Origin of the sequence: Phytoactinopolyspora mesophila, from assembly GCF_010122465.1 — a bacterium.
Taxonomy (GTDB): domain Bacteria; phylum Actinomycetota; class Actinomycetes; order Jiangellales; family Jiangellaceae; genus Phytoactinopolyspora; species Phytoactinopolyspora mesophila.
Genome location: NZ_WLZY01000001.1, coordinates 1 through 25,473, shown reverse-complemented (window position 1 = coordinate 25,473; position 25,473 = coordinate 1). Strand labels below are relative to the sequence as shown.

Here is a 25,473-nt window from a genome sequence, read left to right as displayed (position 1 = left end):
GTCTCACCATAAATGGACAAACAACGTCCGGCAGCGACGGCGCCAATGCCGCGCATGACCTACCTCAGGCCACCGATGAACTGGCAACCGCTGGCACTGCGCCAATGCGACCTTACCGTATATCGAGGTCAGAAGCGTCCGGCCGCTGTCGGCGAAGACAGTTGCCGGACGCTACGTAATCTCTACGACATCATCGGTCACGAGAGGTATCACGCGCAATGGGGTCGTCGTGTTACTTCTCACTGCCCGGCGTGTCCTCAGCGTCGGACGAGCCGGATTCGCCGCCCGCCTCGGTCCGCTGCGGCACGGCGACGTCGTCCGCGTCGCCGGACTCGTCGCCGGCGCGGGTAGTGCTGGATTCGTCACCGCTGGACGTGGGGGTGGACTCGTCCTCAGTCGATGTGCCGCCGGGAGCGGCCCCTTCGGGTTTCTCCGCGTCGTCGCTGGTCTCCGCCACATCACCTGGTTCGGCGTATGTGCCGCGCAGTTCCTCCGGTGTTTCGCGGCCCGGCCGAGTCCGCGCCGACCAGATGACGTAGACAACCGCGGCCACGAACAGCAGCGCCGAGACCCATTGATTGACCCGCAGTCCGAGGATCTCGTTCGCCTCGTCGATGCGCAGGTATTCGAACAAGCTGCGCCCCAGCGTGTACCCGGCGACGTACAGCGCGAACACTCGGCCGTGCCCGAGCCGGAACCGGCGGTCGGCCCAGATCAACAGGCCGGCCACCGCGAAGGCCCACAACGACTCGTACAGGAACGTCGGGTGGTACAAGCCGTCCAGCAACACCGGCTCGCCGTCCGGGCCACGCACGGCCCGGCCGTTCTCCATCTGATGGACTTCAAGGCCCCACGGCAGGTCAGTCTGGCGGCCGTAGAGCTCGTTGTTGAAGTAGTTGCCCCATCGGCCGATACCCTGCGCGATCAGAATGCCTGGGGCGAGCGCGTCGGCCATCGCGGGCAACGGGATGTTCCGCCGGCGGCAGGCGATCCAGGCGCCCAGCGCGCCACCGGCGATCGCCCCCCAGATGCCGAGACCACCTTGCCAGATCTCGAAGGCGCGCATCGGGTCGCGACCCTCACTGAAGTACAGCTGGTAATCGGTGACGACGTGATAGATCCGGGCGCCCACGATCCCGAATGGCACCGCCCAGATGGCGATGTCGACGACGGCCTCGGGCACGCCACCGCGGGCCGCCCAGCGCCGGGTGCCCAGCCAGATGGCCACCACAATGCCGATGATGATGGCCAGCGCATACGCACGTATCGGCAGCGGCCCGAGCTGTATCTCGGCCTGCTCCGGACTGGGGATGGACGACGGCAGGGCGACCGGCAACGTAATCGGCAAGATCGTGTTCACGGGGAGACCGTACCGCTGCGGCGGGTTCTAGTCTTCATCGGCGTCGGCATCGTCGTCATCCTCGGCCGCATCGTCCTCGGTGTCGCCGTCCTCATCCGCTCCGTCGTCGGCGGCATCGTCATCGGGGGCCTCGTCGTCGACCTCACCACCAGCGGCTGCCTGGACCGCGGCCGTCAGCCCCTCGGGCGACCAGTCCTCGACCGGCTGATCGTTCACGAAGATGGTGGGGGTGCCCTGGATGCCGGCGTCGCGGGCCGCCTGGGTCATCGCGGACGACCAGTTCGAGTACGTGCCGTCGCGCACGCAGCTCGCGTAGTCGCCGCCGATGCCGAGGTCGGAGCCGAGGCTGACGAGTGAGTTGTTGGTCCACTGCTGAAACTGGGCGAAGGCACCCTTGACGAACTCGTCGGCCATTCCCTCATCCGCGGCGCATGCCAGTGCGTTGTTGGCCCGGCCCGAGTTCACGCCGCCGGTGTAGGTAACGGGGTTGTACACCACGTTGACTTCGCCGGCCTCGACCCATCCGTCGATCAGCGCCGCATTGGTCTCTTCAAAGGTCCGGCAGTGCGGGCACAGGAAATCCATCCAGTTGGTGATAGTGACCGCCGCGTCCGCGTCACCGACCAAGATGCCTTCTTCATCGCTGATCGCGGCCTCCGGGACCTCAACCGGGCCGTCTTCGTCGCCTCCGCGGTTGCTGATCACCGCGACGGCGATGATGGCAATACCCACTAGTACGGCGCCGGCGATACCGAAGCGCATCATCCGCTCGCGGGCGCGATCCTTACGCGCCTGCTCCTCGCGCATCGCCTTGACCCGCTCGCGGGCCTCCGCCTTCTTGGAGCTCATCAGCTGCCTTCCTCACACATGACATGAAACGACACAGGACATCAACGACACCGACCGCCGCACGGCGCAGATGGAAACGCCGACGACGGTACAACTTATACGCGGTACGGGCGAGTTCCCGAGGGGCATCCGCAGGTCACAGATCGGTCAAGGAGACACGAGCCGCGCCTGCCCGGCCGACTTGCTCGCCCACTACAGGCGTCGCCAGCGCCGTGGCATGGTGACCGGCAGCTTGCCCTCTCGCCGGCACCACCATCGTTGTCAAGCCGGTGACGGAGAGGCCACCTGTTGGCGTTTCCGTCACCCACTCGACAACGATGTGTCTGCCTCATGGCCGATGACGAACGCCTCGAGCAAGCTCGCCAGCCAGAGCGGCGGCCGTGCGGGCACCGGCAGCGGCGTCGTCCGCCTCGAGCAGGCAGCGCACAAACGCCGATCCGACGATCACACCGTCGGCGAAACCGGCCACCTCGGCGGCCTGAGCCGCGTCGGAAACCCCGAGACCAACCGCCACCGGCAGGCCCGTCGTCTTGCGGGTCCGCGCCACCAGCTCTGCCGCCGCGCCACCGACCTGATCCCGGGTACCCGTCACGCCCATGGTCGACGCCGCGTACACGAAACCCCGGCACGCCTCCGTGGTCAGCGCGATGCGCTCGTCCGTCGACGACGGCGCCACCAGGAAGACAGTGTCGAGATCGTCGCGACGGGCCGCGGGCAGCCAGTCACCAGCCTCGTCCGGGATGAGATCCGGGGTGATCACACCCGCGCCACCGGCAGCGGCAAGGTCCCTGGCGAATCTGTCGACGCCATAGCGGTCGATCGGATTCCAGTAGGACATGACCAGCGTGGGCGCGTCAGTCGCCGCTGCCACCGCTTCCACCGTGCGAAGCACGTCGCCGGTGTTGGCACCGTTCCTCAGGGCCGCCTCCACCGCTGTCTGGATCACCGGGCCGTCCATCAGCGGATCGCTGTACGGAAGCCCTACCTCCACAATGTCGACGCCTGAATCGATCATCGCCTTGAACGCGTCGATCGCGCCGTCGACACTCGGGTAACCAGCCGGCAGGTAGCCGACCAGCGCCGCGCGTCCTTCCGCACGGGCTTTCTCGAACGCTGCCGCCGTCGTCACTTCTCCTCCGTCACATGGTCGGATACCGTTCCGCTCGCGCTCCGCGGGCGGCTCGCTCCGCATCGCCGACCACTCCGCCCTCGCGTCACTTCTCCTCCGTCACAGAACTGGGCTGATTCTGCTCATCGAGCAAACCGAACCAGCGAGCGGCGGTGTCCACGTCCTTGTCACCTCGGCCGGAGAGGTTCACCAGGATCACCGCACCAGGGCCGAGCTTGGCGCCCAGGCGGCGAGCACCGGCGAGCGCGTGCGAGCTCTCGATGGCCGGGATGATCCCCTCCGTCCGGCACAACAGCCGGAAAGCCTCCATGGCGTCGGCGTCGGTCACGGACTCGTAGGCGGCACGGCCGGAGTCGCTCAGCCAGGAGTGCTCCGGCCCCACCCCGGGATAGTCCAGGCCGGCCGAGATCGAATGCGACTCGATGGTCTGCCCGTACTCGTCCTGCAACAGATAGGAGCGAGCGCCGTGCAGCACGCCAGGGCTCCCGGCGCTGATGGTCGAGGCGTGTCTGCCGGTGTCGATGCCGTCGCCGCCGGCTTCGTACCCGTACAGGGCGACCTCGGCGTCGTCGATGAAGGCGTGGAAGATGCCGATGGCGTTCGACCCGCCTCCGACGCACGCCGCCACCGCATCCGGCAGTTTTCCGGTGAGCTCCAGAACTTGCTGGCGCGCTTCGACACCGATGATCCGCTGCAGGTCGCGGACCAGGGTGGGGAACGGGTGCGGACCAGCAACGGTCCCGAAGACGTAATTGGTGGTGTCGACGTTGGTGACCCAGTCACGTAAGGCCTCGTTGATCGCATCCTTCAGCGTCCGCGAGCCGGTGGACACCGGCACGACCGTCGCGCCGAGCAGCTCCATACGGGCGACGTTCAGCGCCTGCCTGCGGGTGTCCTCCTCGCCCATGTAGATGACGCATTCGAGACCCATCAAGGCAGCCGCAGTGGCGGTCGCGACGCCGTGCTGGCCGGCCCCGGTCTCGGCGATGACCCGTTTCTTGCCGATCCGCTTCGTCAGCAACGCCTGCCCGAGCACGTTGTTGATCTTGTGCGACCCGGTGTGGTTGAGGTCTTCACGCTTCAGCAGGATCCGCGCGCCGGATGCCGCTTCGGCCCCGAATCGGCCAGCCTCCGTGATCGGCGTGGGCCGTCCCGTATACGACTTCAGCAGCCCGCCCAGCTCCGCCCCGAAAGCGGGGTCGGCGACTGCGGCTTGGTATTCACGATCTAACTCGTCGAGGGCCGCGACGAGCGCTTCCGGCACATATCGGCCACCGTATGGGCCGAACCGGCCGGGGGTCTCGGACTGAGTGGTGGCGTTAGGCGTCTCGCTCACGCTGACGACAGTAGTCGCCATTGTCGCGCAGGCGACACGCGGGATGCCTCCCGACACCCACCCTCATCCGTTCGGCCGAGTTCTTCACAGAACCATTGACCGGCCGCCATCGCCTCACTATGGTCAACGCACCCATAAGTTACTTGCGCGTAACCCACGCCGCGACCTCGGCTCATTGCCCGGCTCACCGGCCGGAGTCTGCCTCTGCCCTCTGCCCCTCATCAATGCCGCTCGTCGTCCATACCACCCATCGTCGTTCTCAGCCCGCGCCGACAGCGACCGAAAGATGCGACTATGCCTGATCGACTTATCGCGCGCCGCACATTCCTGGCGCGCATCGGGGTACTTGGTGCAGCCTCCGCGGTGGGCACCGCCATCCCCTTGACACTCCCCCGCACAGCCACGGCCGCCGATGCCGACGTCCTCCTGAAACCCCTGGTCGACCTCCTCCAGCCACTCCTGGCCGAGCTGTCCCGGGACACACTCAGCGGCCTCGTGGTCATGACCTGCCCAGGACCGGACCGGTTCTCCCGCGCGCAGGGAACGCCACGTTCCGAACCTGGCGCGATAGAGGCCGGCGCACCGGACTTCATCATCAACGCGCTCGACAACTTCCTGCCGTTTCCCGACCAGATCGCCACCCCGCTGGCCACCGCGTTGGCCACCGCGCTCGACGACACCGGCATCCCGCTGCCGCCGTCCCTGCACTCATTGCTGCTCGGCCAGGTCAACACCCTCGACCAGGCCCTCATGGTCATCTTGCGAAACGATCAGGCGGTCCCGTTGTCGCTCGTCGTCGCGCTTCTGCTCAACCTCCTGGCCACGCAGGTGAACCCGCTGGCCGTGACCGGCTCGCTGCTGTCGCCGTTCGCCAGGCTCAGCCTCGACGAGAAGTGCCGCGCGTTCGAGTTGCTGGAGGGCCCCAACGCGGACCTGCTCGCGGTGCTCGATAGCAACCTGCCGGAACCTCTCACCAGCTCCCTGGCCGGCCTGCTGCAGTTCCTCGCGGGGGCGCTGCTCGAGTTCTCGGCCTTCGGTGCGCACAACGAGTTCGCTGTCTTCGACCCCGGCACCAAGGAGCTCATCGAGCGCCCCGTCGGCTGGGAGCTGTCCGGCTACCAGCCTGACGGCGTGGTCGACGGCTGGAACGAGTTCATCGGCTATTACGAGGATCGAACCGAGGTGAGCGCGTGATGCGCGACGTGATCGTTATCGGCGCGGGCGGTGGCGGCCCGGTTGTCGCCAAGGAGCTGGCCGCACGCGGACTGGACGTGCTGCTCTTGGAGGCCGGTCCCCGGCACGCCGATCCGGAGTCGGAGTGGACACATCTGGAAAACGACGCGAACAATCCGCTCTCCGGTTTCCTGCGGTTCGGCCCGGAGAACCGCGACGCGCCGGCCTGGTACCGGGAGACACCGCAGAACTCGTTCATCTGGCAGCTGTCCGGCGTCGGCGGCACCACCCAGCACTATTTCGGTAACTCCCCGCGCGCTATGGCAGGGGTCTTCGCCGGGTACGACGGACCGGACCGCGACGCGTATGACACCGCGCACCTGTTCCCGTTCACCTACGAGGACCTGGTGCCGTACTTCGAGTGGGTCGAGGCGACCCTGCCGGTCCAGACCGCTGCCATGGGCACCAAGGAATCCGTCTTCTTCCGTGGCTGCGAGGGCATCGGGCTGCCGGTTCAGACGTCCAAGACCACCACCGAGGACTCGTTCCGCCCGCAGGAGAACGCGATCCTGCAGCCGGGCGGCTGGGCCGGGAAGATCACCGGCCGCGACGACCCTCGCCTGCGTTTCCCGGAGGCCACCGGCTGCACGTTCTGCGGGTACTGCATGCAGGGCTGCTCCAAGCCGCGTGGCGCGCCCCGCAACCTGGCAGCCAAACGGTCCACGGACAACAGCTACGTGCCGATGGCGCTGACCGCCGACGTGTGGGCGGATGGTGGCCGTCCAGCTGAACTGATCGCCGATGCCTACGTCACGAAGATCCACTCCGAGCAGCGCGGCGGGGAGACCGTCGCCACCGGCGTGACCTGGCGAGTGGGCGCTACCGGCGAGCATCACCGCGAGGACGCCGCCGTCGTCGTCCTCGCGGGCGGTTGCACCGAAGACCCGCGGTTGTGGCTGAACAGCGCGCTGCCCAACCCCAACGGATGGGTAGGGCGCGGTTACACCGACCACTTCTTCGACTGGGTGATCGGGATCTTCGATGACGACACCGGCTCGTCCCGGGGCGCGGCGTCGGCCGCGCGAGCGGACTTCCCGGGGCGCGGCGGCATGGAGAACGTCGGGCTGACCCCGGGGTTACAGCAGTTCGCGGCCACGTTCTCCGAAAGCGGCATTCGCGGGCACTACGCCAATGGCCGGGGCCCCGAAGGGCCCTGGGACGGACCGGCCGGCCGGATGATCGGGCCAGAGCTGAAAGACGCACTGATGAACGGGATCGACCGGCTGCTCAACGTGCTGGTGATCACCGACGACGACGTCGAGGCGCAGAACCGGGTCACGCTGTCCGCATTCCCCGCCGACGAGCACGGCCCAGTGCCGAAGGTCCGTTTCCACCAGCGCCAGCGGTCGGCCCGGACGCTGGCCAACCGGGAGTTCGTCGCCCGGCGAGCGGGCGAGATGTTGCGGGCTGCCGGGGCAAGCAAAGTGGTGCGGGTGGACTGGCCGCCCCTGCTGCTGCATGTGCAGTCCTCGATGCGGATGGGTACGTCGGAGGAGGACTCGGTACTCGACGCGAACGCGGAGGCGCGGTGGGTCAAGCGGCTGTTCATTGCCGACAACGCCGCGCTGGCCAACAGCCTGGGCGGCCCCAACCCGACGCTCACCGCTCAGGCGCTGGCCACCCGGACAGCCGAGAAGATCTTCAGCCGCTACTTCGGCGGTGATGGCTGGGTGCACCGCGAGGCCCCGGTGGTCTCCACCGACACCCGGATCTCCGAGCGGCTGGCAGAGCTCGCGCTGTAGCCAGGGCCGACACGCAGCGGTCCGCGTTCCAGGGCGGGACTCCGCCGGCTGCCTCGTGCCGGATAACGCTGCTGGAGACACTGTTCGCCGGCGCGCTGACCGGGCGCGCCGGCCTCAGCAGCCACAGCGCGTCGGGACCCGCGCAACAGCAGGTCGGCGCCAATAAACACAGCACATCGGCACCCCCGGCAACAGCAGGTCAGTGCGGGCCCGACGGCGGCGCGTCTCAGGCAACTGGAACGTGGTTCAGACCGGCTGTTTTACCACGACGATCTTCACAACACGACCGTGAAGATCGTCGTGGTAGAAACGGCCGGTGCCGGCCGAGCCGTGTCAGTTGTCGTGTGAAGCCTGCCCGCCAAAAAGCCCTTCCCGGGGGTCGTGTGCCTAGTCGTGCGCCAGGTCGCCGCCCAGAGCCGCCAGAACTCACACGACAGATGACACACCGATCGTGAAGATCGTCGTGTGAACGACGAGCGCATAACGACGGCAGGCCAGACCAGCGCGGGCGGGAAAGCCGACCAGGCAAGCCGAGACCGGACCAGGCAACCGGGGGCGAGCCCGGCGGGCTGCTACTGGCCGCGGTTGTTCAACGCGGGGTGCGCGCCAGCCGCGACGAGGTCGGCGACAGCGCTTCGCGGATCCTTGCCGGTCACGAGGCTCTCGCCCACGAGCACGGCGTCAGCTCCGGCCTGGGCCAGCTCGATGACATCGTGCGGGCCGCTAACACCTGACTCGGCGATCCGAACGACTCCATCGGGCACCTCGGGCGCCAGCCGGTGGAATGTCTTGGTGTCGACCTTCAGTGTCTTCAGGTTCCGGGCATTGATGCCGATGACGCGTGCTCCAGCGTCGGCCGCCCGCTTGACCTCATCGGCGGTGTGCGCCTCGACCAAGGGTGTGAGGCCGATCGACTCCGCGCGCTCGATCAGGCTGACCAGCGCCGTCTGCTCCAACGCAGCGACGATGAGCAACGCGAGGTCCGCGCCGCAAGCTCGGGCTTCCCACAGTTGATAACTGGAGACGATGAAGTCCTTGCGCAGCACCGGGACCTCGACGACGTTGCGCACCGCCCGCAGATCATCCAGCGTTCCGCCGAAACGCCGCTGCTCGGTCAGCACACTGATGGCGACGGCGCCACCCGCCTCGTAGTCGGTAGCCAGCGCGGCGGGGTCGGATATCTCGGCGAGGGAACCCTTGGACGGGCTCGAGCGTTTCACTTCCGCAATGACAGCGACCCCTGGTGACCTGAACAGCGGCAGCGGGTCGCGGGCCGGCGGCTGCTTGGAGGTGAGCGCCTTCAGCTCGGACAGCGGTACCTGTTCCTGACGCCCAGCAAGGTCGGCGCGGACACCGTCGAGGATCTCCTCGAGTACGCTCACCCTCGCCCTCCACCCTGTGGTTCCGAACAACTCGTGGCAATCATGATGGTCATCATCTGGCTGCTCCAGGTTAGCCGCGCTCTGTTGCAGCCCTTGCCGCACCCCCTGTATTGACCTCACGGGCGTCCGCACACTGCTGCTCTACGCGCAGCTGTTCGCTCGTGTGACACACCATTCGCTCCTGGGATTCGCCGCGGTTACCCGGCTGTTTCACTGCTCTGTCTCTCCGGCTCCAGAGCCCGGCGCTCCTGCCGACCGCTCGATGTGGGCCGGGTGCTCCAAGGCGTAACCCACGCCGCGCACCGCACGGATCCGCAAAGCACCACCCAGCTTGCTGCGCAGCGTCGCCACATGAACGTCGACGGTGCGGGACCCGACCGGATTGGGATACCCCAGCGCCTCGCGCATCAAGTCTTGCCGCGTGCACACCTCACCCGGATGGCTCATCAGATAGGCGAGTAGGGATGTCTGCAAAGGCGTCAGGCGCACGTCCCCGCCAGCGGGGTCGCGCGCCACGCACCGCTTGGATGTGTCAAGCGTGACCTCGCCAACCGATATCGACGACGGGCCCCCGAAGGGCTGACCCGCCGGTACGGCGCCGGGGCCGCCGACCATGACTACCCGCTACGACCCTCGGCTGCGGTGGTGGCCATCTGCTCGGCAGCCTGATCCGGGGTCTGCTCGCGGCTGGCCTTGCCCATGCCCATCATCTGCATCACCTTTCCGGCGATGCCGCCCAGCACGATCAGGCCGATTCCGCCGAACCAGAACACCTGCCAGCTCAACATGATGACGCCGATTCCGGCAACCAAAAACCCAGCCACGATCATGATCACGGCCGTCCATGCCGCTGGGGTGTGGCCGTGGTCCTCGTATGCCATCTCGTCTCCTTTACCAAATGTCTTGCGGGGCAGATGAACCTTTGCAGGGTGCTGTGCGCTCGGTACCACCATTGTGCCGGATGGGGCGGGCGTCATGCCGTTGGGTCATCGCCCCGGTCGAGGGCGTCCCAGGTGTCAGCGGCGTCAACCACCGCAGATTCCGTGCCGGGTCGGTCCGGGCCGGGTTCGCCGGAGCTCTGCTTGGAGGGACGTTCATACCGGCTGCCCATCCCTGGCCACACCGGCCCACGCACCGCCACCAGCAATCCGGCGACCACGACGGCGAAAGCCCCCAGCCCGGCCGCGATCACCCAACCGGCCGATGTCGTCACGGCCTCGATCGAACCGCTGTGATCGGCAGAGCCTGCGATCCAACGCTGGGTGCGTGCGCTGAGATCAGATCCGACAACCGCCGCGTTGACGATGGCCGCAGCTCCCAGAATCACGAGCACGGCGCCGGCGACTCGCCGCCCGATCCGGCGCACGGCCGGCACCAGCAACACCGCCGCCAGCGCGACGAACGGCACCGCCGACACGAACGGTGCGAGGTCGGCGCCGGAGACGTCGGCAACGGTGACGGTGAAGGCCGACGGCACCTCGGCCGACCCCCACGTCTGGCCTCTGGCCACCAGGCCAAGCACGCCTCCGGCCGCCAGCAACCCCAGCGCCGCGAGGTACTCACGTTTGAGCGACTTCGTCACCATGCTGAACTCACGACGACTCTATCGGGCGCATCGCATTGGCCAGCGCCACCGCCCGCAACGCCGACGCCGCCTTGTTGCGTGACTCCGTCCATTCCGCTTCGGGGTCGGAATCCGCGACGACTCCGCCCCCGGCCTGGACATAGGCGACGCCGTCACGGATCAGAGCGGTACGGATGGCGATGGCGACGTCGAGGTCACCCGCGAAGTCGAGATAGCCGACCACGCCCCCGTACAGCCCGCGACGGGTGGGTTCGAGCCTCTCGATGATCTCCATGGCCCGGACCTTCGGCGCGCCGGAGAGCGTACCGGCCGGGAAGCATGCTGCCAGCACGTCCAATGCGCTGCGATCCTCGCGCAGCCGGCCCACGACCGTCGACTCGATGTGCATGACGTGGCTGTAGCGGCGCACCGTCATGAAGTCGACCACCTCGACCGTGCCGGAGGCGCAGACCCGTCCGAGGTCGTTGCGGGAGAGGTCCACCAGCATCAGATGCTCGGCCCGCTCCTTGGGGTCGGCGAGCAGTTCGGCCGCCAGCGCGGCGTCGGCCTCCGGACTGTCACCCCGCCAGCGGGTGCCCGCGATCGGATGCGTCATGACCCGGTCGGCCTCGACCTTGACGAGCGCCTCCGGGCTGGACCCGACCACGGCGAACGCGGCGTTGCCGTCGCCGTCGGGACCGGGAAAGCGCAGCAGGTACATGTACGGGCTGGGGTTGTCCCGGCGCAGCACCCGGTAGACGTCCAGCGGGTCGGCCTGGATGGTGGTTTCGAACCGCTGAGAGACAACCACCTGGAAGGCCTCGCCGGCGTAGATCTCTTCCTTGGCCTGCTCGACCGCGGCCAGGAACTCGGCCTTCGGAGTCCGGCTGTTGTGTTCTGGAAGGGTCTCGGGCACGTACGGGTTCACCGACGACGGCGTGGGTGCGGCCAGCTGGGTGGTCATGCGGTCGAGGCGGCGCAGCGCGTCGGCCCACGCTTCGTCGACCCGCTCGTCGCTGTTGTCCCAGTTGACGGCGTTGGCGACCAGCAGCACCGTGCCTTGCTCGTGATCCAGTACCGCGATGTCGGTCGCCAGCAGGAACGCCATCTCCGGGAGCTGGAGATCGTCGACGGTGTCATCCGGGAGCCGTTCCAGGCGCCGTACGGCGTCGTAGGAGACGAAACCGACCAGGCCGCCGGTAAGCGGCGGGAGCTCGGGCAGCTGGGAGGTCCGCAGGGCCTCCAGCGTGCCCGCGAGGGCCTGCCAGGGATCACCACCCGACGGCAACCCGACCGGCGGATTGCCGTGCCAGATCGCCTCGCCGTCGCGTTCGGTCAGAATCGCCGCGGAATCCGCGCCGATGAACGAGTACCGCGACCAGACGCCGCCGTGTTCGGCCGATTCGAGGAGGAACGTCCCGGGCCGCTCACCAGCCAGTTTGCGGTAGATGCCGACGGGTGTCTCGGCGTCAGCCAGCAGCTTGCGGACCACCGGGATGACCCGCCGCTCCTTGGCCAGGACCCGGAACGACCCGAGGTCCGGTGTCACGTCGCTCACGGGTCACTCTCCGCCCTTGTGTCCTGCATTGTGTGCGTCGGGGGCCTCAGCCTGCAGGACGTCCTGTTCCGGGATCAAACCGTCGTCGAAACATGTCCGGGTGCCGGTGTGGCAAGCCGGGCCTTCTTGGTCCACCTTGACCAGCAAGGTATCGCCGTCACAGTCCAGCCGGACCTCGCGCACCCACTGCCGGTGCCCCGACGTCTCACCCTTGACCCAGTACTGCCGCCGGCTGCGGCTCCAGTAAGTGGCGCGGCCGGTGGTGATGGTGCGGTGCAGGGCTTCGTCGTCCATCCAGGCGAGCATCAGGACCTCGCCGGTGTCGTGTTGCTGGACGATCGCGGCGATCAGACCGTCCGGCGTGCGTTTGAGCCGCTCGGCGAGAGCGGGTGCGAGACCGGGCATGGTGTCCATTCTGCCGGACAAGCGTGCGGTTCAGCGCCGTGACACCTACGCTAGTGCCGCGCCGGCAGGTACCGTAACGAATCTGCTCGGCGGCAAGACCCCTCGGGGCGGTTGGCCGGCTGGTCTGATCCTCGGGCCTCCGACCGGCGGACCTGATCCGTGGTTGGGTACGGACCGGGCCGACAATTGACGAATTCTGACAAGGAGCACTGTTGTGAAACGCACCACCCGAATCTCCGGCACCTGGCGTGTCGCCGCCCTCGCTGGGGCCACCGCGCTGGTCTTGACCGGGTGCTCGGTCTTCGACGACCTTTTCGGGGACGACGAGCCGGACCGCGGCGACGACGGCCAGGTCAGCGAGGTCGTGGAGAGCGCGAGCATCTTCGACATCGCCGAGGGCGATTGCCTGGGCGAGTACCGTGACGACGGCGACGTCCAGGACGTCGATCTGATTCCGTGCGATCAGGAGCATGAGCAGGAAGTCCTCTTGATCACGCAGATCGACGCGGATGAATTGCCTGGTCAAGAAGACATCCAGCAACAGGTCATCGACGAGTGCCTGCCGGCGTTCGAGGAGTTCGTCGGCGTCGAGTTCGACGAGTCCGAGCTGGACATCCACTACCTCTCCCCCTCGCAGGACTCCTGGGACCAGCAGGACGACCGCGACATCGTGTGCACCATCTACGACCCGGCCGGCACTGTCAGCAGCAGCTTCGAGGGCGCCAACCGCTGAGCAACCCACCCGTGATCGTGAGCAGCATCCTGTCGCTCTAGCGACGTTGACCTGCTCACGATCACGGCGGGCGCACGCGCCGGAGCACACGCGGCGATGAGGCCAGGCAAACAGTGAAACCGAACGCGGTTCAGCGGGACTGGGTGATCCAGGCCTCGTGCAACTTCGAGTACACCCCGCCGCCTCCGACCAGCTTGGCGTGCGGGCCCCGTTCCACCAGCCGGCCGTCGTCGAACACCAACACCTCGTCGGCGGCCTCGGCCGTTGACAACCGGTGGGCGATGGTCACCGACGTCCGTCCGCGGGAGATTCCCTCGAGCGCCCGAGCCAGCCGGACCTCGGTGGAGGGATCCACCGCGCTGGTCGCCTCGTCGAGCACCAGCAGATCCGGGTCGGTGAGGTAGGCCCGCGCCAGCGCCACCAGCTGCCGCTCACCGGCCGACAGCGACTCACCGCGCTGCCCCACCGGCGATTCCAAGCCGTAAGGCAACGCCTCCGCCCAGTCGGCCAAGCCGAGTTCGGTCAGCGCGAGCCAGAGGTCGTCATCGGTGGCTTCCGGCCGCCCGAAGCGCAGATTCGCCGCCAGCGTGTCGTCGAACAGGAACCCTTCCTGCGGCACCATGATCACCCGGCTGCGCAGCGAATCGAACTGGACCTCACGGAGGTCGACGCCGTCGATCAGCACCCGCCCCGACATCGGGTCCATCAGCCGGGTCAGAAGCTTGGCGAACGTCGTCTTCCCCGAGCCCGTCTCGCCGACGACGGCCACCCTGGTGCGCGGCGGGATGTCGACGTCGACGTCCTCGAGCACGACCGGACCGTCCGGGTAGGCGTAGGACACCGATTCGAACCGGAGGTCGATGGGTCCGTGCGGCAGCACCGTACCGGCGGCGCCGGGGTCCGCGACGTCGGCGGGGGTGTCCAGCACCTCGATGACCCGCCGCCATCCGGCGATCGCGTTCTGTGCCTCGCTGAGCACCTCGGTGCCGACCTGCACCGGGGCGACGAAGAGCGTGACCAGGAAGATGAAGGCCAGCAACTGGCCCAGGGTGATGTTCCCGGCGATCCCGAGATACACGCCGGCGACGATCACTGCCGCGTTGGCGATGCCCGCGACCGTCTCACCGGTCGAGAACGTGAATGCGGCCAGCCGCTGCGCCTTGACCGCTGCTGTGCGGTGTTGCTCGACGGCGTGATCGATACGCTGCTGGGTACGGGCCTCGATCGAGTAGGCCCGCACCGCCTGCGCGCCCACTACCGACTCCGAGATGGCGCCGAGCATAATGCCGACCCGTTCCCGGACCAGCATGAAGGCAGCCGACAGCATCCGCTGGAACCAGCGCAGCGCGATGAAGAACGGCAGGAAACAGATCCATACCAGGAGCGTCAGCTGCCATGAGTAGATCGCCATGATGACCGTGGCGATGATCAGCTGACCGATGCTCACCAGCAGGAAAACGCCTCCGAACTGGACGAACTGGGAGATCGTGTCCACGTCGGTGGTGACCCGGGCCACGAGTGCGCCCCGCCGCTCGGTGTTCTGGGTAAGCACCGACAGGTCATGCACATGCCGAAAACCCTTGGTCCGCAACGTCGCCAGCCCGGATTCGCTGGCGCGGAAGATGCGGTAGTTCATGAAGTAGGCGGCGCCGACGGTGATCAGGATTCCGAAGGCCGCCAGGAGGCACATCCAGCGCACGTACGTCAGGTCCGGCCCGTCCGGTGCGTTGAGGCCGCGGTCGATGGTCTGCTGCACGGCGACCGGAACGATGACGCGTCCAGCCGTCGCGAGCACGGCAATGGCCAGGGTGATCGACAGGCCTTGCCGCATTTCCGGCGACAACGACAGGCCCCGGCGCACGGTGCGCAGTGCTCCGTCGAACTCGGTGTCCCCCAAACGCGACGACCTGTTGTCGATACTCACGCGGCACCTCCATCGTCGTCGGCGATGGCTGCTCGCTCGGCCGCATCGCGCTCATAGGCGGTGATCAGCCGCTGGTATCCGGGTGAGGCGACCATGAGCTCCTCATGGCTGCCACGTGCGGCCACCCGACCCTCGTCGATGTAGGCGACCTCGTCGGCCAGCGCGATCGTGGCCCGGCGATAGGCCACCACCAGAACCGTCGACGGCAGGTCGGCCTCACGCAGCCCGGCCAGGATGCGCCGCTCCACCTCGGGGTCGACGGCGCTCGTGGCGTCGTCGAGAACGAGCAGGCGCGGGCGTCGGACCAGGGCCCGGGCGAGCGCTAGACGCTGGCGCTGGCCACCGGAGAGGGTCGATCCGCGTTCGCCGACCGGGGCTTCGAGGCCGCCCTCGAGGTCGCGGACAAAATCGTCGCCCTGAGCCAGCTCGAGCGCCGCCCAGACGTCGTCGTCGGGCACGTCGCGGCCGAGGGTGATGTTGTCACGGATGGTGTCTTCGAATACGAACGGCTGCTGAAAGACCAGCGACACCGACTCCGCGATCTCGCCCGGGCGCAGCTGGCGCAGGTCGGTGCCGTCGATGAGGACCGCTCCGTCCACCGGGTCCACGAGCCGGACCAGCAGGCTGGCCAGTGTGGACTTCCCCGATCCGGTGGGGCCGACGATGGCCACCGTCCGGCCCGGTTCGACGTCGAGTGTGACGTCGTCCAAGACCACCGCTGGGCCGTTGGATTCCGCGGCGCCCGCTCCGGCGGCATCCGATCTGGCTGCGGCGGACACGGGCCCAGCGGCCATCTGCCGGCTGACCGCACGCGTCGGCGGCGCGACCTCGTAGTTCCCGCCTTCTGGTGCGGTCTCATACATGAACCGAGCTTGGCGGACCCCCAGGTGAGCGGGGGCCGAGGCACCGTCGAGGTGCTGCTCGCCGTATGGAAGGGAGCCAGTGGCGTCGAGCACCGCCGACACCCGCCGCCACCCGACGACGGCACGGGGCAGCTCCCCGAGCACCCACCCGATGGCCCGGATCGGGAAAGCGGTGATGGTGAACAGGTAGGCGACTTGCACCAGCTGACCAGGTTCGAGGTCGCCGCCGGAGATCCTTGCCGACCCGATCAGCAGCACGGCCAGAATAGCCAGGTTGGGCAGCGCCTCCAGGACCGGATCGAAGGCGCCGCGGATCCGCCCGACGCCAACGTTGGCGTTGCGCAGCTCATGCGCGACCCCCCGGAATCGTTCGGTCTCGTCGGCCTCACGGCCCATGGCTTTGACGACGGCGGCGCCGTCGAACGACTCGTGCGCGACGGCCGACAGGTCCGCTCGCAACGCTTGGGCGCGGGTGGCCAATGGAGACAGCTTGCGCTGATACACGAAGTTGATGACGAGGATGGTGGGAAAGACCAGGAAGCCGACGAGCGCCAGCCACGGATCGACGAGCACCATCGATACGAGGGCGATGATCAGCATGATCACGACGCCGAGCGCGAACGGCAGGGGCGCGACGGGCCAGAACGTGGATTCGACGTCGGCGTTGGCGTTGGAGAGCAGCCGGCCGGCGGGGTGCCGATGGTGCCACGACAACGGAAGCCGCAGGTACTGGCGAGTGACCCGGCGGCGGTAGCTCGCATTGAGCCGGTATTGCCCGATCCCGGCGAAGAGCCGCCGAATGACAATACCGGCAGCCTTCAGGATGGCGGTACCGACGATGGCCAGGGCGACGATCCACATGGTGCCCGCCGTGGTGCGCCCTTCGGCGAAGGCAGGCACGATGGCCCGGTCGGTCACCTGCCCGATCACAGCGGCGGCGACGACCGTGGTGAGCCCGTACAGGGCACTGCCCGCGATGGAGATGCCGAGAATCAGCGGTTCTTCGCGCAGCGCACGGCCGAGGATCCGGAGCCCCTCGATGAGCGTGGCTCGCCGCTCGATCGGTCTGTCAGTCACTTCTCAGCTGCCCTCGTCCTCGTTGAGCCTGAGCAGCATGACGCACGTCGGATACTTGATATGGCTGCCCCGGGTGTGTGTTTCTGCACAGTACCAATCACTCCCGACGGTCGTGAAATTGTTTCGCGATTGCCGCTCCGCTGCCGCTGAGCGAAAATCGCGCCCACGCGCAATCCGTCCCCCGCAGCCCTAGATGATCATGTTTGGTGGGTTTCCTCGTGGATTACCATGCCTGCAGTCCTGTTAACGCCAGAGGAAACCCACCAAACATGATCATCTAGGCGGTGCCAGGGAATGGTGGCGCGGGCGGCAGTGCGACCGCTGATGGCGGCGTCGGGCAGCAGGAATCGCGTGTCAGCGCACGGTGTGACCGGCCTTCGCGAGCGCATCCTTGACCTCGCTGATGCGCATCTCACCGAAGTGGAAGACGCTGGCCGCCAGCACGGCGTCAGAGCCGGCCTCGACAGCGGGCGCGAAATGTTCGATCGAACCAGCTCCACCGCTGGCGATCACCGGAACATCGACGACGGACCGTACCGCGGCGATCATCTGGAGGTCGTAGCCATCTTTGGTGCCGTCGGCGTCCATCGAGTTCAGCAGGATCTCCCCTGCCCCGGAGTCGGCGGCTCGCCGGGACCATTCCACCGCGTCAATGCCCGTACCCCGGCGCCCTCCGTGCGTCGTGACCTCGAAGCCCGACGACGTCGCTCCACCCCGGCGCGCGTCGACCGACAGCACCAGCACCTGCGCGCCGAACCGGCCGGCGATCTCGGAAATGAGTTCCGGACGCGCGACGGCGCCGGTATTGACCCCGACCTTGTCGGCGCCGGCCCGCAACAGCCGGTCCACGTCGTCCACGGAGCGGATCCCCCCACCGACCGTCAGCGGAATGAACACCTCTTCGGCCGTGCGGGACACCACGTCGTAGACCGTGGAGCGGTCGTCGCTCGACGCGGTGATGTCGAGGAACGTCAGCTCGTCGGCGCCCTCGGCCCCGTACGCCGCGGCAAGCTCGACCGGGTCGCCGGCATCGCGCAGGTTGGTGAAGTTGACACCCTTGACGACCCGCCCGGCGTGCACATCCAGGCACGGGATCACTCGAACCGCGACGCTCACAGCACACCTCTTCCCCACCCATGATCATGAACACTAAGTGACCAATATGGTCGACAAGTGTTCATGATCATGAGGAGGGGGCGGTTCATGACGCGACCTCGAGCGCTTCCTCGAGGGTGAAAGCGCCGGCATACAAGGCCTTGCCGACGATCGCACCTTCCACGCCGATACCGACGAGCGATCGCAGCGCTACGATGTCGTCCAGGCTGGACACTCCGCCACTTGCCACCACTGGCCGGTCGGTGCGCTCGCACACCGACCGGAGTAGGTCGAGATTGGGCCCACGCAGCGTGCCGTCCTTGGTCACGTCGGTGACCACGTACCGGGCGCAGCCGTCGGCGTCCAGCCGGCTCAGCACCTCCCAGAGGTCACCGCCTTCGCGTGTCCACCCGCGTGCGGCCAGCGTCGTTCCCCGCACATCGAGCCCCACCGCGATGCGGTCACCGTGGCGCGCGATAGCGCCGGCGGTCCAGTCCGGATCTTCCAGCGCGGCCGTGCCCAGGTTCACCCGCCGGCAGCCGGTCTTCAGCGCGTTCTCCAGCGACTCGTCGTCGCGGATCCCGCCGGAGAGTTCCACCGCGACGTCGAGCCGGCCCACCACCTCTGCCAGCAGGGCACGGTTGGAGCCCCGGCCGAAGGCGGCGTCCAGATCGACGAGGTGAATCCACTCGGCGCCGGCTTCCTGCCACGCGAGAGCGGCGTCGAGCGGCGAACCGTACGACGTCTCGGTGCCTGCCTCGCCTTGAACGAGACGCACCGCCTGGCCGTCCGCGACGTCGACCGCCGGCAGCAGCTCCAGCCGCCCTTCACTCATGCCCATCTCCTCTACCCGTCCGCTTCTCGCTTGTGCTGGATACGACATCGCTCCACGCTGGTCGCACCGATTCGTCGTGCATCGCTCACGCTATTTTGACCGCCCGGAAGCGTAGTCGCCGGTAGTCCGCCCACCACGCGTCGTCGCGCCACAGCGCCGGACGCGCGATCTCGGCGGCACGGCCGATCACTTCAGCCGGGACGTCGGCCAGGACGTCGCCGGCGAACATCTCCAGCCACCGCTCCAAGCCGTCGGGGCCGCTGAGACGGGTCGGCCGGTCGTAGAAGTCCAGCTGGCGAACTTCCAGGCCGGCATCCTCGAGGATCGCGGCATACTGCGCGGGCGACGGGAAGAACCATGGCCAGCGCCGCTCCGGCAGGCCCGCTTCGCGGCACGCCTGCTCCACGGCAGACCTGATCTGCGCGACGTTCCCGGTAGCGCCCATCTCCGCGATGAAACGCCCTCCCATTCGCAGCGCGTCGGACACACAGCCGAGTACCTCGACCGGTGCCGGCATCCAATGCAGGGCCGCATTCGAGACCACGGCATCGACGGGTTGTTCGACAGCGAAGTCATGGGCATCGACGACGCGCAGGTCAGCAGCGTTGCCCAAGCGCTCACGTGCCGCCTCGACCATCGCCGCGTCGGCGTCCATGCCGATCACCGACGCACCCGACTCCATGATGCGCGCGGTCAAATCACCGGTACCGCATCCAAGGTCGATGATCGTCTCGTCCGGCCGGGGTTGCAGCCAATCCAGGAGTTCGACGCCGTAGGCCGCGACGAATGCGAAGTCGCGATCGTAGACTCTGGCATCCCAGTTCGTCACGCTCATAAGCCTTTCACCCAATTTCGAAGGAGGGTAAGCCCGGCGTCGCCGGACTTCTCCGGATGGAACTGCGTCGCCGAGAGCGATCCGTTCTCAACTGCCGCGACGAAACGGTCGCCGCCGTGCTCGCTCCAGGTCACGATGGGTTGCCGCAGACTGCCGGAGGTGGGGAAGTTCCAGCTGCGGACCCCGTAGGAATGGACGAAGTAGAAACGCTCCCGCTCGACATCGGCGAACAGCGCCGACCCATATGGGACGTCGACGGTGTTCCAGCCCATGTGCGGAAGCGGCTTGGCAAGGAGTCGTTCCACGGATCCGGGCCACTCGTCCAGCCCAGGGCTCTCGACACCGTGCTCGACGCCGCGCGAGAACAGGATCTGCAAGCCGACGCAGATGCCCAGCACCGGACGTCCGCCGGCCAGCCGCCGGCCGATGATCTCGTCCCCCCGGACCGCGCGTACGCCTTCGGCGCAGGCCGCGAACGCACCGACACCGGGCACGACGAGCCCGTCGGCATTCTCGGCCGCGGAGCGATCGGCGGTCAGCTCGACCTCGGCCCCGACGTGCTCCAGCGCACGCACCGCCGATCGGACATTGCCGAACCCGTAGTCGAGAACAACAACCCGGCTCGCCGTGCTCATCGCCGCCCCCCTCGTGCCAAACTTTCACCGTGACCGCGGACAAGACCTCGACACCAGACCACCCCAGCACCGGCTCGCCGGCCGGCGAGCTTCTCAGTGCGGCGGCCGAGCCGGCGCGTAAATGGCCGAAGCGCGCGGCCATCGCCTCGGCGACAGTGGTGGTCGTTGTGGTCGCCACCACGGCGGCCGGCGGCTGGTACTACGCCGATGAGCTGTTGCTCGTGGACAAGTCGCCCACCGAGTACGGTATCGAGGTGCTCGACGTGACCGACACGAGCATCGTCCTGACCGGTGAGGACGCGGACCAGCCCGGCCTGACCGGCCTGGAGTGGGAGGGCGGCTACGCGCGGCTCGGCCCGGACATCGAACGCAGCGGCGACACCATCACGCGCACACTCACCCCGTATCCGGACATGCCGGAGCGCAGCGGCATGGCGCGCACCAGTTTCTACGCCTATCCGCTGGAGCTCGCCAGCTTCCGCAAGGTCAGCGAACTCGACGCGGATGAGATCACCTACGACGGACCACTCGGCGCGTATCCGGCCACCTACGTGCCCGGAGAACAGTCCAGGTGGGTGATCCACGTGCACGGCCGGGGCGCGACCAGAGCCGAGGCCTATCGCCTGATCCCCACCATCTACCAGCGTGGGTATCCGCAGCTCGCGATTTCCTACCGCAACGACGACGATGCCCCTCAAGACCCGGACGGCGAGTACGGGCTGGGCTGGACCGAGTCCGAGGACCTCGCGGCCGCCGTGGAGTACGCCCGTTCGCAGGGCGCCGGCGACGTCGTGCTGGTGGGCTACTCGATGGGTGGCGCCGTGGTGGGCAACTACCTCCGGGTGCACGGTTCGGACGGCGTCGCCGGCGTGATCTACGACTCCCCGGTGCTTTCCTGGGGTGACGTCCTGGCCTTCGAGTCCGGCAACCGCAACCTGCCCGCCGTCGCCGGCACCGTCGCCTCCGCCGTGGTCCGCATGCGCACCGGCATCAACCTCGGCGAGATGGACCAGGTGAAGCACGCCGACCGCCTCGACGTCCCGGTGCTGCTGTTTCACGGCAGCGCGGATCCGACCGTTCCGGTCGCATCGTCCGACGCCTTCGCCGAAGCCCGCCCCGATCTCGTCACCTACGTCCGGCCCGATGGTGTCGGCCACGTCCAAAGCTGGAACGCCAATCCGACCGCCTACGAAGCCGCGACGACCAGCTTCCTGAACGCACTGGCGTGAACGCCTCGCTCTTGCGTCCTGCACAACGAGGCTTCGAGAGCACGGTTCGCAGGACGCAAGAAGAGCCGCACAGGGGCTCACAACGCGCCCTTGGTGGACGGCACCCCGCGCTCGCGCGGATCCACGGAGACGGCCGTGCGCAGAGCCCGTGCAACGGCTTTGAACTGCGCTTCGGCAATGTGGTGCGGGTCGCGACCGCCGAGCACACGCACGTGCAGCGTGATACCCGCGTGGTGGGCGATGCTCTCGAGCACGTGTGCGGTGAGCGAGCCGGTGAAATGCCCACCGATCAGGACCTGCTCCTGCCCGGCCGGTTCGCCCGAGTGCACGAAATAGGGCCGTCCGGACACGTCGACGACGGCCTGGGCGAGTGCCTCGTCGAGCGGCACCAACGCGTCTCCGTAGCGGATGATGCCGCGCTTGTCACCGAGTGCTTCGCGCAGCGCCTGGCCGATGACGATGGCGGTGTCTTCGACGGTGTGATGCACGTCGATGTGGGTGTCGCCGCTGGCCTCGACCGTGAGGTCGATCAGCGAATGGCGCGCCAGGGCGGTGAGCATGTGGTCGTAGAAGGGCACCGTCGTGGAGATGCGGTGGGTGCCGGTGCCGTCGAGGTTCAGTTCGACACTGACCTTGCTCTCGCTGGTGGCCCGCTCGACCGAGGCAGTCCTGCTCATTTCTGCAGCACCTTTCGTAGCGCCTGTTTGAAGACTTCGGTTTCCTCAGGGGTGCCGACGCTCACGCGCAGCCAGCCGTCGGGCCCGGTTTCGCGGATCAGGACGCCCTGGTCGAGCAGTCCCTGCCAGACGGCGTGCCGGTCGGCGAAGCGGCCGAACAGAACGAAGTTCGCATCCGATTCCGGCACTTCGAGGTCGAGCGAGCGCAGCCAGGCGGCGAGCTCGTCGCGGATGCTGCGCAACTGTTCGACACGTTCCTGCAGTTCTCCGGCGTGCGCGATCGCGACACGCGCCACCGCTTGGGTGACCGCGGACAGGTGGTACGGCAACCGGACGATGCGCAGCACGTCGATGACGTCGCGGCCGGCGGCGGCGTATCCGAGCCGGGCTCCGGCGAAGGCGAACGCCTTGCTCATGGTCCGGGACACGATCAGCCGCGGGTGATCGTCCAGTAGCGTCAGGGCACTGGGGGTGCCGTCGCGGCGGAACTCCGCGTACGCCTCGTCGACGACGACCATTCCGGGGGCCGCGTCGTGTAGTGCCCGGACCAGCTCCAGCGACACGGCCGTACCCGTGGGGTTGTTCGGTGAGGCGATGAACACCACATGGGGCCGGTATTCGATGACGGCGGCCAGCGCGTCGTCGGGATCGATGGTGAAGTCGTCCCGCCGATCGGCGGTGACCCAAGCCGTGAACGTGTTGCGGGCGTACTCCGGATACATCGAGTAAGTCGGAGCGAACGAGAGCACGCTACGGCCGGGGCCGCCGAATGCCTGCAGGATCTGCATCATGATCTCGTTCGAGCCGTTGGCAGCCCACACCTGCTCGGCCGCCAGTGCGACGCCAGACTCGGCGGACAAGTAGCCGGCCAGATCGGCGCGCAGCTCCAGCGCCTCGCGGTCCGGGTAGCGGTTCAGCCCGAGCACCGCCTCGGCGACAGCCGTGGCCGCGTCGGCGGCCAATGCCTCCGACGGCGGGTACGGGTTCTCGTTGACGTTGAGCAGCACCGGCACATCGAGCTGCGGCGCACCGTAGGGCTTCTCGCCGCGCAGGTCTGCACGGACAGGCAGGCCTGTGTCCGACGGATCCATCGGCTGGTCACCGGTCATTGAGGGAACCTCGCTCGGACGGCCGCGCCGTGCGCGGGCAGGTCCTCGGCGTCGGCCAGTGCCTCGACGTGCGCGGCGACGTCGCGCAGTGCGGCCTCGTCGTACTGGACGACGTGGATGCCCCGCAGGAAAGACTGCACGGAGAGTCCCGACGTGTGCCGGGCGCAGCCGCCGGTGGGCAGCACGTGGTTGGACCCGGCGGCATAGTCGCCCAGACTGACCGGAGACCACGGCCCCACGAAGATCGCGCCGGCATTGCGCACCCGCGCGGCCACGGCCGGGGCGTCACTGGTCTGCACTTCCAGGTGTTCGGCCGCGTAGGCGTCGACCACGGCCAGGCCTTGATCGATGTCGTCCACCAGCACCGTGCCCGACTGCGTTCCGGTCAGCGCCGTCGTCACCCGTTCGGCGTGTTTGGTCTCCGCGACCTGCCGCTCCAACTCGGCATCGACCGCGTCGGCCAGCACCGTGCTGTCGGTGACGAGGATGCTAGCCGCCAACGGGTCGTGCTCGGCCTGGCTGATGAGGTCGGCGGCGACGTGGGCGGGGTCGGCGGATCGGTCGGCCAGCACCGCGATCTCGGTCGGCCCGGCCTCGGCGTCGATCCCGATCAAACCCTTGAGCAGCCGTTTGGCGGCAGCGACGTAGATGTTGCCCGGTCCGGTCACGAGATCCACCGGCGCGCAGACGGCCTCGCCGGCTTCTTCTCGCGCGCCGTAGGCGAACATGGCGACCGCCTGCGCGCCACCGACTGCGTATACCTCGGTTACCCCGAGCAGCGCGCACGCGGCGAGGATGGTGGGGTGCGGCAGCCCGTCGAAGTTCTTCTGGGGCGGGCTGCTGACCGCGATGCTCCGCACACCGGCGGCCTGCGCGGGCACGACGTTCATGACAACACTGCTCGGGTACACGGCGAGCCCACCGGGCACGTAGAGCCCGACCCTTTCTACGGGCACCCAGCGCTCGGTCACGGTGCCGCCGGGGACGACCGTCGTCGTGACGTCGGTACGACGCTGCTCGGCGTGGACCCGGCGGGCGCGGGCGATCGACTCTTCCAGCGCGGCCCGGACCTGGGGCTCGAGCTCGCCCAGCGCCTTGTGCAGCGCGGACTCAGGAACTCGGATATCGTCGATCTCGACGCCGTCGAATCTCGCGGTGAGCTCCTTGAGGGCGGCGACGCCGCGATGGTGCACGTCCGCGCAGATGGGCCGGACCGCGTCGAGAGCGGACTCGACGTCGATGGAAGCACGTGGAACGAGCGCGCGGTAATCGAGGATCTCGCCCTGGGCGAGCCGACCGCGCAGGTCGATGCGGCGTATCACTTACGTAAGTCTAAAGAGGCCATCCATCTATTGGACAACCTGACCGGATATCAAGACGCGAGGCGTGTGCCCACCCCTAACCAAATGAGGCTCTTCTGGTCGTCTCCGCGGGCGGACGCGCCTTGGCGCGACGTGTGTCGACGAGCGGGTTCGGTGTTGTGGCGTATGCCCGAGCCCGTTTTGGGGTTGGGTGGCGGACTGCTCGAACCGCCCGGGGCCCACTGCCCGTCGTGGTTCACACGACGATCTTCACGACAGGCGTGTGCCCACTCGTGTGAATCCTGACGGCGCATAGCGGCATCCCCTGGCACAAAGATCTCCACGACCCCAAAACCACCCCGGCTGCCCGTCGTGGTTCACACGACGATCTTCACAGCCAGCGGCAACCACCCCGCAACGCGTCACACCACAGCCGGACCTCACCGAAAGCCCCGGCGCAAACCGGCCAGCAGCGTGGGGTGCTCCCTACTTTCCGGACTGCGGAGCCCATAGGGTTCTGTTTGGAGAGGAGAGGATTTCGTGGCTAGAAAGAACGGGAAGTTCACGCCTGAGTTCCGTGAGGAAGCGGCCCGGCTGGTGGT

General features: G+C 67.8%; 23 protein-coding genes. 4 read left to right on the top strand and 19 right to left on the bottom strand.

What is annotated here, in order from left to right; translation table 11 throughout:
• Positions 1-232 precede the first annotated feature (232 nt).
• The 4 genes from lgt to trpB form a co-directional block, all read right to left on the bottom strand.
• Complete coding sequence (gene lgt, locus F7O44_RS00115) at positions 233-1,360, bottom strand: prolipoprotein diacylglyceryl transferase (RefSeq protein ID WP_222850907.1); 1,128 nt, start codon at positions 1,358-1,360, stop codon at positions 233-235.
• A gap of 27 nt (positions 1,361-1,387) precedes the next feature.
• Positions 1,388-2,209 carry a DsbA family protein gene (locus tag F7O44_RS00110; protein WP_162448185.1) on the bottom strand — a complete coding sequence of 274 codons (822 nt, stop codon included), beginning with the start codon at positions 2,207-2,209 and terminating at the stop codon, positions 1,388-1,390.
• A gap of 328 nt (positions 2,210-2,537) precedes the next feature.
• On the bottom strand, positions 2,538-3,338 hold the full coding sequence (gene trpA / locus F7O44_RS00105) for a tryptophan synthase subunit alpha (RefSeq protein WP_222850906.1): 801 nt from the start codon (positions 3,336-3,338) through the stop codon (positions 2,538-2,540).
• An 85-nt stretch (positions 3,339-3,423) separates the two neighbouring features.
• Complete coding sequence (gene trpB, locus F7O44_RS00100; protein WP_162448183.1) at positions 3,424-4,695, bottom strand: tryptophan synthase subunit beta; 1,272 nt, start codon at positions 4,693-4,695, stop codon at positions 3,424-3,426.
• 273 nt (positions 4,696-4,968) lie between these two features.
• Here trpB and F7O44_RS00095 point away from each other — a divergent pair, with 273 nt between their 5' ends.
• Together F7O44_RS00095 and F7O44_RS00090 are read left to right on the top strand one after the other, a co-directional pair.
• Positions 4,969-5,868 (top strand): hypothetical protein, encoded by a 900-nt coding sequence (locus tag F7O44_RS00095; protein WP_162448182.1) that lies wholly within the window; start codon positions 4,969-4,971, stop codon positions 5,866-5,868.
• The gene (locus F7O44_RS00090; protein WP_162448181.1) at positions 5,868-7,649 is read left to right on the top strand and encodes a GMC family oxidoreductase N-terminal domain-containing protein; all 1,782 of its coding nucleotides are present in this window, start codon (positions 5,868-5,870) and stop codon (positions 7,647-7,649) included. Before F7O44_RS00095 ends, F7O44_RS00090 begins: the two co-directional genes overlap by 1 nt.
• A 572-nt stretch (positions 7,650-8,221) precedes the next feature.
• On the opposite strand, the gene trpC is transcribed toward F7O44_RS00090, so the two are convergent.
• The 6 genes from trpC to hisI all read right to left on the bottom strand — a co-directional run bounded on the left by trpC (position 8,222) and on the right by hisI (position 12,558).
• Positions 8,222-9,031, bottom strand: coding sequence for an indole-3-glycerol phosphate synthase TrpC (gene trpC / locus F7O44_RS00085; protein WP_162448180.1), 810 nt, complete (start codon positions 9,029-9,031; stop codon positions 8,222-8,224).
• Between the two features lie 210 nt (positions 9,032-9,241).
• Positions 9,242-9,646: a winged helix-turn-helix domain-containing protein gene (locus F7O44_RS00080; protein ID WP_162448179.1), complete on the bottom strand. Its 405-nt coding sequence runs from the start codon at positions 9,644-9,646 to the stop codon at positions 9,242-9,244.
• A gap of 2 nt (positions 9,647-9,648) precedes the next feature.
• A complete protein-coding gene (locus F7O44_RS00075; protein WP_162448178.1) occupies positions 9,649-9,912 on the bottom strand; it encodes an HGxxPAAW family protein in 264 nt (87 codons plus the stop codon).
• A gap of 92 nt (positions 9,913-10,004) precedes the next feature.
• Positions 10,005-10,616: a Trp biosynthesis-associated membrane protein gene (locus F7O44_RS00070; RefSeq protein WP_162448177.1), complete on the bottom strand. Its 612-nt coding sequence runs from the start codon at positions 10,614-10,616 to the stop codon at positions 10,005-10,007.
• 7 nt (positions 10,617-10,623) lie between these two features.
• Positions 10,624-12,153, bottom strand: a complete 1,530-nt coding sequence (locus F7O44_RS00065; RefSeq protein ID WP_174255861.1) for an anthranilate synthase component I — start codon at positions 12,151-12,153, stop codon at positions 10,624-10,626.
• Positions 12,154-12,156: 3 nt separating this feature from the next.
• Entirely contained in the window at positions 12,157-12,558 is a 402-nt protein-coding gene (hisI, locus tag F7O44_RS00060; RefSeq protein WP_162448176.1) for a phosphoribosyl-AMP cyclohydrolase, read from the bottom strand.
• A 214-nt stretch (positions 12,559-12,772) separates the two neighbouring features.
• On the opposite strand from hisI, the gene F7O44_RS00055 reads away from it, so the two are divergent.
• A complete protein-coding gene (locus tag F7O44_RS00055) occupies positions 12,773-13,291 on the top strand; it encodes a septum formation family protein (RefSeq protein ID WP_162448175.1) in 519 nt (172 codons plus the stop codon).
• 130 nt (positions 13,292-13,421) lie between these two features.
• Here F7O44_RS00055 and F7O44_RS00050 read toward each other — a convergent pair whose 3' ends face one another.
• The 6 genes from F7O44_RS00050 to hisH form a co-directional block, all read right to left on the bottom strand.
• Positions 13,422-15,215 carry an ABC transporter ATP-binding protein gene (locus F7O44_RS00050; protein WP_222850905.1) on the bottom strand — a complete coding sequence of 598 codons (1,794 nt, stop codon included), beginning with the start codon at positions 15,213-15,215 and terminating at the stop codon, positions 13,422-13,424.
• Positions 15,212-17,155, bottom strand: coding sequence for an ABC transporter ATP-binding protein (locus F7O44_RS00045; RefSeq protein WP_222850904.1), 1,944 nt, complete (start codon positions 17,153-17,155; stop codon positions 15,212-15,214). Before F7O44_RS00045 ends, F7O44_RS00050 begins: the two co-directional genes overlap by 4 nt.
• A gap of 354 nt (positions 17,156-17,509) precedes the next feature.
• Complete coding sequence (hisF, locus tag F7O44_RS00040; protein WP_162448174.1) at positions 17,510-18,271, bottom strand: imidazole glycerol phosphate synthase subunit HisF; 762 nt, start codon at positions 18,269-18,271, stop codon at positions 17,510-17,512.
• A gap of 85 nt (positions 18,272-18,356) precedes the next feature.
• Positions 18,357-19,085 (bottom strand): bifunctional 1-(5-phosphoribosyl)-5-((5-phosphoribosylamino)methylideneamino)imidazole-4-carboxamide isomerase/phosphoribosylanthranilate isomerase PriA, encoded by a 729-nt coding sequence (gene priA / locus F7O44_RS00035; protein ID WP_162448173.1) that lies wholly within the window; start codon positions 19,083-19,085, stop codon positions 18,357-18,359.
• Between the two features lie 85 nt (positions 19,086-19,170).
• Entirely contained in the window at positions 19,171-19,920 is a 750-nt protein-coding gene (locus F7O44_RS00030) for a class I SAM-dependent methyltransferase (RefSeq protein ID WP_162448172.1), read from the bottom strand.
• Entirely contained in the window at positions 19,917-20,555 is a 639-nt protein-coding gene (gene hisH, locus F7O44_RS00025) for an imidazole glycerol phosphate synthase subunit HisH (protein ID WP_162448171.1), read from the bottom strand. Before hisH ends, F7O44_RS00030 begins: the two co-directional genes overlap by 4 nt.
• Positions 20,556-20,584: 29 nt before the next feature.
• Between hisH and F7O44_RS00020 the strand changes: the two genes are divergently transcribed.
• Complete coding sequence (locus F7O44_RS00020; RefSeq protein ID WP_162448170.1) at positions 20,585-21,784, top strand: alpha/beta fold hydrolase; 1,200 nt, start codon at positions 20,585-20,587, stop codon at positions 21,782-21,784.
• Positions 21,785-21,861: 77 nt separating this feature from the next.
• Here F7O44_RS00020 and hisB read toward each other — a convergent pair whose 3' ends face one another.
• From hisB to hisD, 3 genes are read right to left on the bottom strand one after another with little or no spacing between them, the layout of a single operon-like run.
• Positions 21,862-22,461 (bottom strand): imidazoleglycerol-phosphate dehydratase HisB, encoded by a 600-nt coding sequence (gene hisB, locus F7O44_RS00015; protein WP_162448169.1) that lies wholly within the window; start codon positions 22,459-22,461, stop codon positions 21,862-21,864.
• Positions 22,458-23,570 carry a histidinol-phosphate transaminase gene (locus tag F7O44_RS00010; protein ID WP_222850902.1) on the bottom strand — a complete coding sequence of 371 codons (1,113 nt, stop codon included), beginning with the start codon at positions 23,568-23,570 and terminating at the stop codon, positions 22,458-22,460. The genes hisB and F7O44_RS00010 overlap by 4 nt, the downstream gene beginning before the upstream one ends.
• Entirely contained in the window at positions 23,567-24,892 is a 1,326-nt protein-coding gene (gene hisD, locus F7O44_RS00005; RefSeq protein WP_162448168.1) for a histidinol dehydrogenase, read from the bottom strand. The genes F7O44_RS00010 and hisD overlap by 4 nt, the downstream gene beginning before the upstream one ends.
• Positions 24,893-25,473 lie beyond the last annotated feature (581 nt).